Here is a 14,440-nt window from a genome sequence, read left to right as displayed (position 1 = left end):
GCTACTTTACGCATTGCTGAGTTTGGTTTTTTAGGGGTAGTGGTATATACACGTGTACATACACCTCTTCGCTGTGGACAACTGTCCAACGCCGGAGACTTACTCTTGAACTCCAGTGCTACTCTACCTTTTCTAACTAATTGTTGAATGGTTGGCATTGCTATTTGTTTTTTGTTGTTGTTATTTAAAACTTTACCCCTCAATAAGGGACTGCAAAGGTAAGACAATACATTTTATAAATCAAGGGGTTAACGGAGATTTAATGAAAAGTATTCAAATAAAGCTTCTCTACCTTTTTCCGGGCCCAGTCTGTTTTCCTTAAAAATGTGAGGCTCGACTTTAAACTGGGATCATTATTGAAACAGGCAATTTTGATCAGCTTGCCCAATTCCGGCCAGCCGTAGTGCCAAACCAGTTGTTTGAGAATAAACTCCAGGGTTTTCCCATGTAAGGGGTTGTTGGCTTGCTTTTCTTCTGTCATAGTTGTTTTGCTGCCGCAAAGATAAGAACAATGGCAGATTTATTTGTAAAGCTAAACGGAATAAGATATTTATGCACCGGCCGTGTTTCGTTCGGGTATTGGTCGTGTTTAAACTACATACTTACTATGCTTAAACTATGTTCAAGCTATACCATGTCTACCCCATATCTACTTTAACTGAACTACTACTCTACGTAAATAGTAAACATGTAGTTGAGATATAGTAAAGTTGTTGTGCACATGGGGTTGACATGGTATAGTTCGAATATAGTTTGAACCTATATGGAACACAGTTTAAACACGACCAGTATACGAACAAAACATAGCCATACCAGAGCCTGGACACGCTAATGACATCTTTTTGTTGATTATTCAGTAGGTTTGTGTAATCAGAGTATACACTCTATTAAGAAATACTGTTATGAATTTGAATTTAGGCGACTTCGTTCGTTTTGTAGACGAAAATATAGAGGGTACGATTACCCGCATCATTGATAAAGATACAATTGGCGTAACGGATGCCAATGATTTTGAAATACCTGTACTGGCTTCTAAAGTGACACTGGTACATGGCGACATCCCGGAAGACAATGCAGTTGTCTCAAACAGGCAGACAGCAGCAACTCCGGTAGCGGAATTTAAAAAGGAAGGCGTTTATCTCGGACTGGTAGCCGATCAGCATAGTGCTGTAGTGGCCCATTTTCACCTGATCAACGAAACCTCATTCCAGCTGCTTGCCAGCATGACCACTGAAAAGGGAGGAAATTATAGAGGGGAGTTCGCTGCCCTGATCCCTGCCAGCAGTACAAAAAAGATCTATTCTGCCAATATGGGCGATATCCAGTTATGGCCAAAGTTTAACATCGAAGTATTGTTCTCCACCTCCGCCAATGTGGAACCTCCCGCCCCGCTGATTTATAGCCAAAGCATCAAAGGTAAAGACCTTTCAGTTGCCAAAGTAGAGATTGCATTGCTGAAACAAAAGGGATGGATGATCAGATTGGATGAGCCGGAACCTCTGATCGATGCACAAAAACTTAAGGAGAGTTTTTTTAAAGGGCGATAGCTCTTCAGACTTCGCGAAAAAAAAGGGAGATCCTGTATCCATTCCGCCTGCCGCTGAAAGCACCAGAAGGCGTGGATACAGGATCTCCCTTTTTTTAAGCTGATGTATTATTTCTTCCAGCTATTATTCGACTCATCTGAATCAGGCAATACATGCTCCGGATCCAACACAACTGAAACTACTTCTTCGGTAGTGGTATAATTTACCGTCCAGCTCTTGTTCCTCATCCAAACGTCAACCGGTATTTTAACGATATCAGTTTTACCGCTTTCAGTTTTCACCTGCAGGATCACCGGCATCGGCATTTGCTCCAGGTTAGAGATCACGATAGCATAACCTTCAGTCTTTCCGTCTTTTTTGGATGCTGTTACCGAAGTAACGGCCTGGTCAGTTTTCCAGTTCTCCATAAACCAGCCTCTCCAGAACCAGGCAAGATCTTCACCAGCACCGTTTTCCATTGAGCGGAAAAAATCGAATGGTGTAGGATGTTTAAAGGACCATTGTTTGATATAGGTTTTAAAGGCAAAATCAAAACGGTCCGGGCCCAGTACATAATTACGCAGTATATTTAATCCCCATCCTGGTTTGCTGTATAAGTTGACACCGATATTCTGCTCAACCATAGCATCCGGGGTCAGCATAATGTATTCCCTGTTCGGCTGTGCCATATATTTTGCAGCTTTATGCAGATCGTCTGCGCCACCTTTATATTCTCCGTTGTTAAACGCATCTGTAGATAAACCATTGATGAAAGTGTTGAAACCTTCGTCCATCCAGCCATATTTACGTTCGTTGCTGCCGACAATCATAGGGAACCAGGTATGGCCGAATTCGTGGTCGATTACTCCCCATGCCTGGCCTTTTTTAGCTTTCCATCCGCAGAAAACAATCCCAGGATATTCCATACCACTGATATTCGCTGCGATATTTACAGCCATAGGATAAGGATATTCAAACCATTTATTGGAGTAATGCTCGATAGCAGCCTTTACGTATTCTACTCCCCTTCCGTAACCGTCGGCGCCATTGCTTTCTACAGGCTGGGCAGAAACTGCAAGGGATTTTTTACCGCTTGGAAGGTTTATCTTCGCGGCATCCAGCACAAATGCTTTGGATGATGACCAGGCCACATCCCTTGTGTTGGTCATTTTGAATTTCCAGGTTAGTTTATCCCTGGCAGGACGGGATTTTGGATCCAGTACCTCTTCAGCAGAGCGGATAGTGACTGTTTTATCACTTAATTTTGCGGCATTCCAGCGTTTCAGCTGCTCAGCAGTGAATACCTCCTGAGGGTTCAAAAGCTCACCAGATCCCATCAGGATATGGTTCGCAGGAGTAGTTACACTATAGTTTACATCACCATACTCGCAGTAAAACTCGCCGGCACCCCAGTAAGGAAGTGTATTCCAGCCGAGTACATCATCATATACACAGAGTCTCGGGAACCACTGCGCGATGGTATAGATCTCTCCATTTTGTGTAGTCAGGTGACCCATTCTGTCCGATCCGTTGATCGGGATCATAAAAGAGAAGTCCATTTTGATGGTGATTACATCTCCCGAAGCGCCCAGGGGCTGATCCAGGCGGATCTGCATACGGGTATCTTCAGTGATCGAGGTAAATTTAACAGGTCCGGCTTTTTTAGAAACACTCAGGCCGCTGATCTTGTATCCGCCATTTACTTTTTCTCCCCGGGCACCATAACGGCTGCCAAGTTTGATCAGGGCGTTACCTCTTGAATCTTTATCAAAAAGATTCTGGTCGAGCTGCAGCCAGATGTATGGCAACTGATCCGGACTATTGTTTTTATAGGTAATCGTTACTGTACCACTAATGGTATTTGTCTTATCATCCAGATTGGCAGTGATGGTATAGTCTGCGCGGTTTTGCCAGTATTTAGGCCCTGGGTAGCCACTGGCAGAGCGAAATTCATTTCCGTTCTGAGTGTAAAAGAGCGGACTGAAGGCGGCATGCGGATCATAATTTCCGGCAGCTGCAGGAGCCTGCTGTGCCTTAACGCTGATCCCAAATGCAAAAAACACCGCCATAAGGAGTGTTCTCTGAATAAAAGTGTTATTCATTAATTTTAAGTTTTATATGTTTAGGAATGTTAGTTCTTATTTAGTTCTTTCGTCCGGAAGGTACAGGAGGTAACTTTCTGCCTTCAGGAGGCAGTTTCAACCAGGTTTGATATGCCTGAGCTATATAAAAATCATAATTGAACGGGCTGTCACTTCTTACCTTGGCAACCGAAGGACGGTATAAATCAATAAAATCCTTAAGCTCCTGGCCCTGCAGTTTGATAAGTGAACTTACATGTTCCTCGCTAAAATTCTGATTGATCTCTGCTTCATAAACAGACACTTCTTCCAGACGTTTTACTTTCGCCCGCTCCCGTTTGTCTTTGCCCGAACCGAAAGCCAGCCCTACACCACCGGCACGCTGAATATTTTTAGTTGGTGCAATACCAGACACACGGCTGAATCCCGGAGCGTTGGGGTCCTTCAACTGCAGATCGTTAGATAACCTCGCACCTTTAACATCTACCTGTTTCAGGTTCGTAGATTGCGAGGGAAGATAGATTGTTTTGGACTGCAGGTTGGTCAGGTAAAGTGTATCAACATGGTATCCCGGCAGGGAGAATTCCAGCAGGTCACCTTTACTGGCCTGGATCGTAAACTGCCCTGCGGCACCGGTTACTGCAACCTTCTGGTTGTTCAGGTTTCTTACAGTTACCTTTTGAAGAGGGAAACTCTTATTCTCATAATCAAATACGCCGCCGCTGATCCCGGTCTGGGCAAACGTATATAGTGGTATCGTCAATAACAGTACGATAAATAACCTCTTAAGCATCTCCATTTAGTTTAGTCTCTTTTTTCAGGTAATGAGTCCTGCATGAACATGCAGGATCCAAATATAATTTAGTTTGTCACTCTCTATTCCTTTTTAACAAATATTAACAGGCAATAGTTTATTTATTTCAATAATCCTGCATATTGCTCTTCATCAAAACTGATCAAAACGGCCTTTCCGTCCTGCTCCACTACCGGGCGTTTGATTGCGCTGAGGTTTCCGAGCAATACGGCAATGGCAGATGCTTCATCCTTTACACTTTCCTGCTGCTCTGCAGACAGTTTTTTCCAGGTCGTTCCTTTTTTGTTCAGTATCTTCTCCCAACCAAAAACGGCACACCATTCCTGAAGTTTGCCGGCAGTGATGCCTTGCTTTTTAAAATCATGGAACTCATAATCAAACCCATTGTCAGTTAGCCAGGTTCTCGCTTTTTTTACTGTATCACAATTGGGTATTCCGTAAACTGTCATATCTTAGAAATAAAGCCATAAAGCTAGCTATATTTCCTTATTCGTCACATTTTTTTAGCCGTTCATCACATTTTATCACAGCGAATCAAAATCAAGCGTAGTATTGTACCGATGAATATAAAAGATTTAAATAAAATAGAATTCTGGGCGGTAAGTTTTATCTATGGCTGCGCGGTACTGATGCTGATCTCGAACGGATCGAGTGCTTATACAGAAGTTCCCAAACAATTTAAGGATGCAGGGATAGAATTTAACTATTTGTCCAATTATTTCATTCCTGAACTGTTCCGGTATTCCATCCTATACTTCAGTTTCCTGCTGCTCAATTTCTGTTGCCTGCCCCCCTTGTACAGAAAGACAAATATCGGATCTAATACGGCCATTCTGTTAGCTACCTATCTTATCGCGGGGCTGGTTATCAGCATTACACAAACCTACACCAAAACCTACCTGCTGTCGCAGTATCCGGATATTGATGATGCCTATAACCAGATATTCTTTAAAGGATACACCTATTCAGCCTGGCTGGTACTGCTGATTTGTATCTATGTGGCTTTGAAGAAACTGCTCATTTACTTTACTGAGAACAAAGAAGGCAGTATACAGGACAGGATGAAACTGGAAATCGTTTTTGGTCTGGCCTTCTGGTTTGTAGGAACACTGCTTTGGCTTGCAGCAGGGGTAGATTTTGACGTGATAGTTTGCTGGACACTGGTCATCATGACCTGTATTTTCATCATTATCTACTCGATCTACTACCTTATTCCCTCTGTTGGCTCACAGATCAAGCCCTCCCGTACCTATTATGGCAAGGTTACCATCATCACCTTCCTGCTGGCAATTCCTGTGGGTTTAACAGGTGTCCTTCTTGTTGGCAGAGGTGAGTTCTTTATGATCGTGAACCTGTTCAACATTGCTGCACAGCTGACAGTCAGCGCCCCTCTTGCCTGGTATATCTACAAAAACAGAAACGAAACTGAACAGGAGATCTTTACCCTCAAAAAAGAGCTGGGTAAATCCGATGCTTCTCTGGGCTTTCTTAAATCGCAGATCAACCCCCATTTCCTTTTTAATGCACTGAATACCCTATACGGAACTGCCCTGCAGGAAAATGCTGAACGTACAGGAGAGGGCATTCAGAAACTTGGCGATATGATGCGTTTTATGCTGCAGGAAAATATGCAGGACAAAATTGCCCTCAGCAGGGATATCGACTACCTGAATAATTATATCGGACTGCAGAAACTGAGAACATCTATCTCTGTGGATATTGTGATCAGCACACAGATAGAGGAAGATTTTAATTCACTGCAGATTGCGCCCATGTTATTGATCCCTTTTGTGGAAAACGCCTTTAAACATGGTATCAGCCTGCAATCGCCCTCGCACATTAAAGTAACCCTGCAAACCAGGGGCAGCATGTTGTATTTTGACGTGAACAACAGCATTCACCTCAAAGCCGACGGCGACCCGGAAAAACTGCAGAGCGGAATTGGCCTGCCCAATGTAAAACAGCGCTTGGAACTCCTGTATCCCAAAAAACATGAACTGATAATCAGGGAAAGTGCTAAGGAGTTTTTCGTACATTTAACGCTGAATTTAGCCTAAAACATGATTGCTATCGCGATAGATGATGAGCCCATTGCTCTGGATATTGTAAAATCCCATGCTTCCAAAGTTCCCTTTATCCGGCTGGAAGCAGTTTTCACCAATGCCTTTGAAGCGATAGCCTACTTGCAGAAGAACCAGATTGACCTCATTTTCCTCGATATAAAAATGCCGGACATCAGCGGGATAGATTTCCTCAGCAGCCTGCATAATCCTCCCCTGGTGATTTTCACTACTGCCTATGCAGAACATGCAGTAAAGGGATTTGAACTGAATGCCCTTGACTATCTCCTGAAACCTTTCTCCCTTTCCAGGTTTCTGAAAGCATGCAACAAAGCCGAAGAACTATATAGCCTCCGTCAGAAAAGTGGAACTGCCCCGCCCGCAGCATATCTTTTTATCAAAGACGGCTATGAACAGGTGAAAGTAATCATTGACGATATCCTTTACATTGAGGCAGCCGGCAATTACACTTTGGTTCATCTGAATAACAAGTCGACACTCAGTACCAGAATGCCGATCGGCGATATGCAAATGGTACTCCCCGCACTAAGATTTGTGCGAACCCACCGTGCATTCATAGTTGCAAAAAATGCCGTCACCAAATTCGACAGAACTCAAATCTGGATAGCTGACAAAATTATCCCGGTAGGGGCAACTTATGCGCAATGTTTACATGAGTTTTAACAAAAAAGAAAAGTTGAACAAAAAAAACACCCCACTAATAGGTGTAGGAGAACTTTTATCAGTATTATTGTCATATGTTTTAATCATCTTAGCGTACAAACTGTTTAGTTACCCCGGCAATAATCAACTTCTTTTATGTTCAAATACACATTTAGACAGCAGGTAATAGTAGGATTCACACTCACCTTGTTATTCGTTCTCATCTCTGCAATTACTTCCTACATGAGCATTAAATCAATGAATGATGACTCAGACTGGGAAAGCCATACCTATGATGTAATTGATCATGCCCAGAATCTGGAGGTCAGGATCCTGAATGCCGAAACAGGTTTAAGAGGGTTTGTCCTGACACAGCGTCCGCAATATCTTAATCCCTTTAACCAAAACGTGAACAGGATCATGCCGCTGGTCAAGGAGCTGCAGCGGTTAACTGTTGACAATATGGTTCAGCAGGAAAGACTTGATTCCCTGGAGTTTTACGCCGGGCAGAAAATCACTGATATGCAGGAAATCCTGCGTGCAAATGCTTCCCAGGGCCAGGATGCTGCGATTAAAAAGGTGCTTACCGACAAAGGCAAGTTGTTTAAAGACAATATGCTGAAAATAAATGGCCAGGTCGTCCAGGAAGAGACAAGACTGCTGCTGCTGAGAAAAGAAAAAAGAGTTGCCAGCGGACAAAGATCAACTATTGTTGTGCTGACCAGCTCAGCAATCATTCTGGCCCTGGTGCTTTATCTTTCCAGCTTTATCAGGAGAACCTTCAAAGAACAGAAGCTGGCAGAGATAAAAATGCGGGAGAACAACGAGGAGCTGGCGAAGATCTCCTACGAAAACGAACAGAAGAACTGGATGCTTTCCGGGGCCTCCGTTGTCAATGAATCCCTCCGGGGAGAACAGGAACTGGATGAACTGTGCACACATGTTATCACCGATATGTGTAATTACGTAAAGGCTTGTGTAGGTGCAATGTACCTGTATAACCCAAAAACAAAAAAACTGGATCTAACCGGCACCTATGCTTTTGAAGTAAAAAAAGGAAAGAACACGGAGATTCCACTGGGGTCTGGTATTGTGGGCCAGGCAGCTGTAGAAAGGCGTATCATACAGCTGCATGATTTGCCAGAGGATTATATCAAAGTAACTTCCGGTCTGGGCAGTACTACGCCAAAATCACTGATTGTTATGCCTGTGCAGTTTGAAGATGAGCTGATCGCCGTCATTGAAATGGCACTACCTGTGGCTCCTAGCCCGCTTCAGGTCAACTTTTTTGAAAGAATCACCACAAATATCGGCGTTGCCATCAACCGTACACAGGCAAGGGAGAAACTGCGCGACCTGTTCCTGCAAACACAACAGCAGGCGGAGGAACTGGAGAGCCAGCAGGAAGAACTGCGCACCACAAATGAAGAGCTTATCCATAAATCTGAGCAACTACAGGCATCTGAAGAAGAACTGAGGGTGCAACAGGAGGAACTGCGGGAAACCAATGCAGAGCTGGAAGAAAAGGCCAATCAGCTGGAAGAGCGCAACCTGTCTGTAAACGAAGCCCGTGAGGCCATGAGCCTAAAGGCACAGGAACTGGAAGTATCCAGCAAATACAAGTCTGAATTCCTGGCCAATATGAGTCATGAACTCCGTACCCCGCTCAACAGTATCCTGATCCTGGCCAGGATCTTAAAAGAGAACAGACCGGCAAACCTGAACGAAGAACAATTGAAATATGCGGGCGTCATTCACAATGCCGGGAACGACCTGCTGACGCTGATCAATGATATCCTGGATCTTTCGAAAATCGAATCCGGAAAGATAGACCTGGATATTGAACCGGTAAGGCCGCAGGAAATCAGGCAGAATATGGAATCCCTGTTTACAGAGATTGCCAAAAGCAAAAAGATTACTTTCAAAACCGTGCTGGGTTCCGACGTACCGGAGAAATTTACGACTGACCTTTCCAAGGTTGAGCAGATCGTTAAAAATCTGTTGTCCAATGCCTTTAAATTTACGCCCGAACAGGGAGAAATCAAACTGGAAATCAGCAATGCAGGCAGCGATATGACTTACTATTCCGATCAGCTGACAAGCAGTAGCCAACAGGTCCTGTCCTTCAGTGTGAAAGACTCCGGAATAGGGATCCCTGAAGATAAACAGAAACTCATATTTGAAGCCTTTAAACAGGCAGACGGTACCACCAGCAGAAAATATGGCGGCACGGGACTTGGTCTGTCCATCAGTAAAGAGCTGGCCAATATCCTCGGGGGTGAAATCCAGGTGGAAAGCGAACCCGGCCAGGGCAGCTGTTTTACACTTTATCTTCCGGCATCGCATGTGGAAGGAAGTTTATCAGCAGAGCAGGAAGCAAATATGCATCCTGAAACCATCATAAAACCGCTGATACCTGAACCTGTTCTGGTACCGGTAAATAAAACCCAGCTACAGACCCTGCTGATCGTGGAAGACGACCTGGTATTTGCCGATGTACTAAAAGATTATGCACGGGAAAAAGGATTCAACCCTATACTTGCGCACAGCGGGGATACAGGACTGCAAATGGCTGCTGATGAATTACCTGACGCGATCATTCTGGATATCATGCTGCCCGTAATGGATGGATGGGCAGTTTTGAAAAAACTAAAGGCTAACCCTTCTACCAAACATATACCTGTACACATGATGTCGGCCGGCGAGATAAGAGGTGAACGCGCACTTAAAGAAGGAGCTATCGGTTTCCTGAAAAAACCAATAGAGAAAGATGAGCTTGACAGCGCATTTGCTGCATTAAATTCAGGCAATATAACCTACGATTTTCAGACTGTACTGGTTATTGAAGACCATGAACTTCAAAGCCTGGTCGTAAAAGAACAGCTGGCGGGCAAGGGTATTGAAGTGGCGCAGGCCTTCAGTGGAAAAGAAGCACTTGAACTGCTGGGCCAGCGTACTTTCGATTGTATAATACTTGATTTAAACCTACCCGACATCTCTGGCTTTGATCTGCTTGACCAGATTAAAACGCAGGAAAAGTTTGCCCATGTACCGGTGATTATCAATACCGCTATGGAACTCGATCAGGAAAGTATTGCCCATATCATGAAATATTCTGAGGCGATGGTACTGAAGTCAAATAAGTCCAACGACAGACTCATCGATGAGGTAAGCCTTTTTATGAATAAGCTGAACAAACAGGACAATCAGAAACCAGCTACCAGCAGCAACGCTAAATCCAAAACAGTGTCTACTATTGAGAAGGTCCTGAAAGACAAGACCATCCTGATCACTGATGACGATATGCGGAATATCTTCGCCTTGTCGAGCGCCCTGCAGGTTTACGACATCAATATTATCATTGCCAACAACGGCAGGGAAGCAGTGGAAAAACTGGAAGAAGAAAATAATATCGATCTGGTACTGATGGATATCATGATGCCCGAAATGGATGGGTACGAAGCGATGAAGCTGATCCGCCAGCAAAAGCAAAACAAGAAATTACCTATTATAGCCTTAACTGCAAAAGCGATGAAAAACGATCGCGAAAAGTGTATTGAGGCAGGCGCTAACGATTATATCGCCAAACCTGTAGATATCGACAAGTTATTGTCGATGTTAAGGGTCTGGTTAAGCTAAAAAGATGGCAAAAATACCTGAGCAAAACGGCGAAGAGCAGATCAGCTTTGAGGAACTGAAAAGTTTAACACTTTTCATAAAGAATATCCATGGTTTCGATTTTGGCGATTACTCGGCTGCATCACTGAAAAGAAGGGTGACCAGAATCATGCAGCTGCAAAAACTAAGTCTCTTTGATTTACGTACCTTATTAACAAACGACCTGGATTATTTTGAATCCTTTTTGATTGAGGTGACAGTAAATGTGACCGAAATGTTCAGAGATCCTCTCTTTTACAAATCGTTAGCAACAAATGTTATTCCCTACCTGCAATCCTATCAGCGGATCAAGGTCTGGAATGCGGGATGTTCAACAGGTGAGGAGCTTTATTCATTTGCCATATTATTTGCTGAGCAGAAACTATATGACAGGAGTTTTTTTTACGGAACAGACATCAATGCAGATGTTTTGGAATTTGCTAAAAATGGAATTTATGATTTGCAGAAGATGAAGCAATATTCTGAAAACTATCAGCAAACGGGAGCATTGCATACGCTCTCCGATTACTACTCTGCCCGTTATGAAGCCGCTTCCATCAACCATTCTTTAAAAAAGAATGTGTTGTTCTCAGCGCATAACCTGGCCTCAGACGGGGTCTTCAATGAATTTCAGCTGATCTCCTGCCGCAATGTCCTGATTTATTTTAACAGCGCGTTACAGGAGCGTGTAATCAATCTTTTTTACCATAGCCTTGCCAACTTCGGATTCCTGTGCCTGGGCTCCAAAGAGACACTCAGAAGCACCGAAATCGGGCGCTTTAAAATTATCGATCAAAAGAATAATATATACCAAAAAATAGCATAAGCCTTCCCAGATAGTAACTATGGAAAAGATTAATATCCTCATTGTTGATGACAGACCCGAAAATATTATTGCTTTAGAGGCTTTGCTGGAAAGGGATGATGTAAACCTGATTTCTACTACTTTACCCAATGAGGCTTTACGCATGGCATGGGAAATGGATATCGCTATTGCATTGGTGGATGTACAAATGCCCGAAATGGATGGCTTTGAGCTAGTAGAGATCTTAAAAAGCAACCCCCGGACCAAAGATATCCTGGTGATCTTTGTAACGGCCATTTCCACTGATGCCAAATATGCAGTAAGGGGATTAAATACAGGTGCCGTAGATTACTTATATAAACCGCTGAACCCTTATGTGACCTCTGCAAAAGTAGATTCCTTTATCCAGTTTGTACGTACCCAGCGGGATATAGTAAAAAAGAATAAAGAACTGGAAGCATACCAGAAAGAACTGATCAAGGCCAGAGACCTGGCAGAACAGGGAAAAAAGATCAAAGAAAACTTCCTGGCCAATATGAGCCATGAAATCCGTACACCAATCAACGGAATTATAGGTATTACCAATTTACTGGATAAAACAGAGCTGACGGATGAGCAGAGGGAAATGATTGAGCTGCTGGAGATCTCTTCGAACTCGCTGCTTGGCGTGATCAATGATATCCTGGATATTTCAAAAATTGAAGCAGGAAAATTCAAGATCAACAGGGCACCGACAGACGTTGTGATGATCTGTCATTCCGTAGTAAACCTGCTCCGCATCAGGGCTAAAGAAAAGAACCTTGAACTGATTACTGAATTTGATGAGGATCTCCCTAAAACTATACTTGCAGATTCCCTGCGCCTAAACCAGATCCTGATGAACCTGATCGGTAATGCCATTAAGTTCACAAGTGACGGCAGTGTAACCTTAAAACTGGAGATTGTAGAAAAGAAGGGCAATAACCTGAGGTTGAAGTTCTCGATCACAGATACGGGAATAGGTATCCCGATGGATAAAATTGATAAGATATTTGAAACCTTTGAGCAGGCGGATGACAATACTACCTTAAACTTTGGCGGTACAGGGCTTGGACTGTCCATTGTAAGGAATTTAGCACAGCTGAAAGGCGGGGAACTCACTGTAACCAGCGAAATTAATAAGGGCAGTACTTTCAGTTTTATCAACTGGTATGAAGTACTGGAGACGCTGCCCGAAGATCAGGGCAGGGTTCCGGAAAAACTCTCAGCATTTGAAAATGTAAAAATCCTGGTTGCAGAAGATAATCCCATCAACAAGTTTTTAATTGTGAAGGTACTGAAGGGATGGAATATCATCGCAGATGTGGTAGAGAATGGTAAAGAAGCGCTGGATAAACTGGCGTCGAATGATTACGACCTGATCCTCATGGACACGTTTATGCCCGTCATGAACGGCCTGGAGGCCACAAGACTCATCCGGGAAGGCTTTGTAGAAGGTAAAAAAGATATCCCTGTGATCACCTTCTCAGCTGCCGTTATGGAAAACGATAAAAAAGCAGCTATTGATGCCGGTGCAGATGATGTGCTGAGCAAACCATTTGAGCTGGGTATCCTGCACCAGAAAATTGTTCAGTACGCAGTGAATAAATAATTATTTGTTAAAAGCGGTCATCGTCTGGGCAGGCCCGATGGTGACAAAGCTTTTAATGAGCTCAACACTTTTGTCGATCAGCGCCGGCAATTCAGGCAATTCATCTTTTTCAAAGCGCCCGAGTACGTAATCGGCCTGGCGTCCTTTGGGAAAATTGTCGCTGATCCCAAAGCGAAGGCGCGGATAGGCCTGGCCGCCGCAGATAGCCTCGATACTTTTGAGGCCGTTGTGCCCCGCACTGCTGCCCTGTAGTTTCAGTCTTAGTTTACCTAGCGGCAGTGCCAGATCGTCAACAATCACCAGTACATTTTCGAGGGGAATATTCAGGTCATGCATCCAGTAATTGACTGCCTTGCCACTCAGGTTCATAAACGTTGTTGGCTTGATCACGTGGAGCTTTCGACCTTTGAAAGATACTTCTGAATAATAAGCCAGGCGCAGGTTAGAGAATGATCCATCCAGTTGTTTTACCAGTTCATCAGCGATGTTGAAGCCAATATTGTGTCTTGTACTGGCATATTCAGGACCGATGTTCCCGAGACCAACGATTAGATATTTCATTTTCAAATATAATAGTTTGACATAAAAAAACAGCACTGAAATGATTCAGTGCTGTTTCCAATTTACTGAGGGGTGTCAGCTTATTTTTTACCGGCTTGTTGCTCAGCTTGTTTCAATGCTCTTGACATGCCTACAGAAACAATTGTATCTTCAGCAGTGTTAGTCACAGTGTACTCACCTTTTGCCAGGTCACGTACGCGGAACAGGTTACCTACTTCAAGTTTAGAGATGCTTACTTCAACTACTTGTGGCATATCTTTTGGTAAAGATTTAACACGCAGTTTACGTAATTTCTGAACCAGTTTACCACCCATTTTAACACCTGGAGAAGTACCAGCTAATTTAATAGGAATCTCCATAACGATTTCTTTGTCGTCAAACAACTGAAGAAAATCTACGTGCATCAACACGTCAGTTAATGGGTGAAATTGTAACTCTTTTATGATTGCTTTGGTTTTTGTACCATTGATATCAATTTCTAAAAAGTTGGCTTCAGGAGTGTAAATAGCTTCCTTTAAATCAGTAATAACTACAGCAAAATGTGCTTGTTCTTTACCACCATACAATACTGCAGGAACTTTACCTTCATAGCGAAGCTCTTTAGCATCGCGTTTCCCTACGTTCTCTCTTGGAGAACCGCTAA

General features: G+C 43.4%; 12 protein-coding genes and 1 pseudogene. 6 read left to right on the top strand and 7 right to left on the bottom strand.

The features are described from left to right. Positions 1-158: pseudogene (locus ABWY16_RS13540) on the bottom strand (30S ribosomal protein S12); the annotation flags it as partial. A gap of 101 nt (positions 159-259) precedes the next feature. Next, a complete protein-coding gene (locus ABWY16_RS13535) occupies positions 260-481 on the bottom strand; it encodes a VF530 family protein (RefSeq protein ID WP_265789676.1) in 222 nt (73 codons plus the stop codon). Between the two features lie 421 nt (positions 482-902). Between ABWY16_RS13535 and ABWY16_RS13530 the strand changes: the two genes are divergently transcribed. Beyond that, positions 903-1,547 (top strand): DUF8465 domain-containing protein, encoded by a 645-nt coding sequence (locus ABWY16_RS13530; RefSeq protein WP_353905178.1) that lies wholly within the window; start codon positions 903-905, stop codon positions 1,545-1,547. Between the two features lie 107 nt (positions 1,548-1,654). Here the strand turns inward: ABWY16_RS13530 and ABWY16_RS13525 are convergent, their stop codons facing one another. From ABWY16_RS13525 to ABWY16_RS13515, 3 genes are all read right to left on the bottom strand, one after another. Next, complete coding sequence (locus tag ABWY16_RS13525; protein ID WP_353905177.1) at positions 1,655-3,628, bottom strand: M1 family metallopeptidase; 1,974 nt, start codon at positions 3,626-3,628, stop codon at positions 1,655-1,657. Positions 3,629-3,668: 40 nt separating this feature from the next. Further along, on the bottom strand, positions 3,669-4,400 hold the full coding sequence (locus ABWY16_RS13520; protein WP_353905176.1) for a peptidase associated/transthyretin-like domain-containing protein: 732 nt from the start codon (positions 4,398-4,400) through the stop codon (positions 3,669-3,671). 122 nt (positions 4,401-4,522) lie between these two features. Continuing rightward, a complete protein-coding gene (locus tag ABWY16_RS13515; protein WP_353905175.1) occupies positions 4,523-4,870 on the bottom strand; it encodes an ArsC family reductase in 348 nt (115 codons plus the stop codon). Positions 4,871-4,981: 111 nt separating this feature from the next. Between ABWY16_RS13515 and ABWY16_RS13510 the strand changes: the two genes are divergently transcribed. From ABWY16_RS13510 to ABWY16_RS13490, 5 genes are all read left to right on the top strand, one after another. After that, the gene (locus ABWY16_RS13510; protein WP_353905174.1) at positions 4,982-6,478 is read left to right on the top strand and encodes a sensor histidine kinase; all 1,497 of its coding nucleotides are present in this window, start codon (positions 4,982-4,984) and stop codon (positions 6,476-6,478) included. Positions 6,479-6,481: 3 nt separating this feature from the next. Continuing rightward, the gene (locus ABWY16_RS13505; RefSeq protein ID WP_353905173.1) at positions 6,482-7,165 is read left to right on the top strand and encodes a LytR/AlgR family response regulator transcription factor; all 684 of its coding nucleotides are present in this window, start codon (positions 6,482-6,484) and stop codon (positions 7,163-7,165) included. 135 nt (positions 7,166-7,300) lie between these two features. After that, positions 7,301-10,783: a response regulator gene (locus ABWY16_RS13500; RefSeq protein ID WP_353905172.1), complete on the top strand. Its 3,483-nt coding sequence runs from the start codon at positions 7,301-7,303 to the stop codon at positions 10,781-10,783. A 4-nt stretch (positions 10,784-10,787) separates the two neighbouring features. Next, positions 10,788-11,627, top strand: coding sequence for a CheR family methyltransferase (locus tag ABWY16_RS13495; RefSeq protein WP_353905171.1), 840 nt, complete (start codon positions 10,788-10,790; stop codon positions 11,625-11,627). Positions 11,628-11,646: 19 nt separating this feature from the next. Next, the gene (locus ABWY16_RS13490) at positions 11,647-13,236 is read left to right on the top strand and encodes a hybrid sensor histidine kinase/response regulator (protein ID WP_353905170.1); all 1,590 of its coding nucleotides are present in this window, start codon (positions 11,647-11,649) and stop codon (positions 13,234-13,236) included. Here the strand turns inward: ABWY16_RS13490 and pth are convergent, their stop codons facing one another. Continuing rightward, the gene (pth, locus tag ABWY16_RS13485; protein ID WP_353905169.1) at positions 13,237-13,797 is read right to left on the bottom strand and encodes an aminoacyl-tRNA hydrolase; all 561 of its coding nucleotides are present in this window, start codon (positions 13,795-13,797) and stop codon (positions 13,237-13,239) included. Positions 13,798-13,877: 80 nt separating this feature from the next. Continuing rightward, the coding region (locus tag ABWY16_RS13480; RefSeq protein ID WP_353905168.1) for a 50S ribosomal protein L25/general stress protein Ctc at positions 13,878-14,440 on the bottom strand (563 nt) is incomplete at its 5' end.

It is taken from the genome of Pedobacter sp. (assembly GCF_040513095.1).
Classification (GTDB): domain Bacteria; phylum Bacteroidota; class Bacteroidia; order Sphingobacteriales; family Sphingobacteriaceae; genus Pedobacter.
This window is presented reverse-complemented; position numbering and strand designations above follow the sequence as displayed.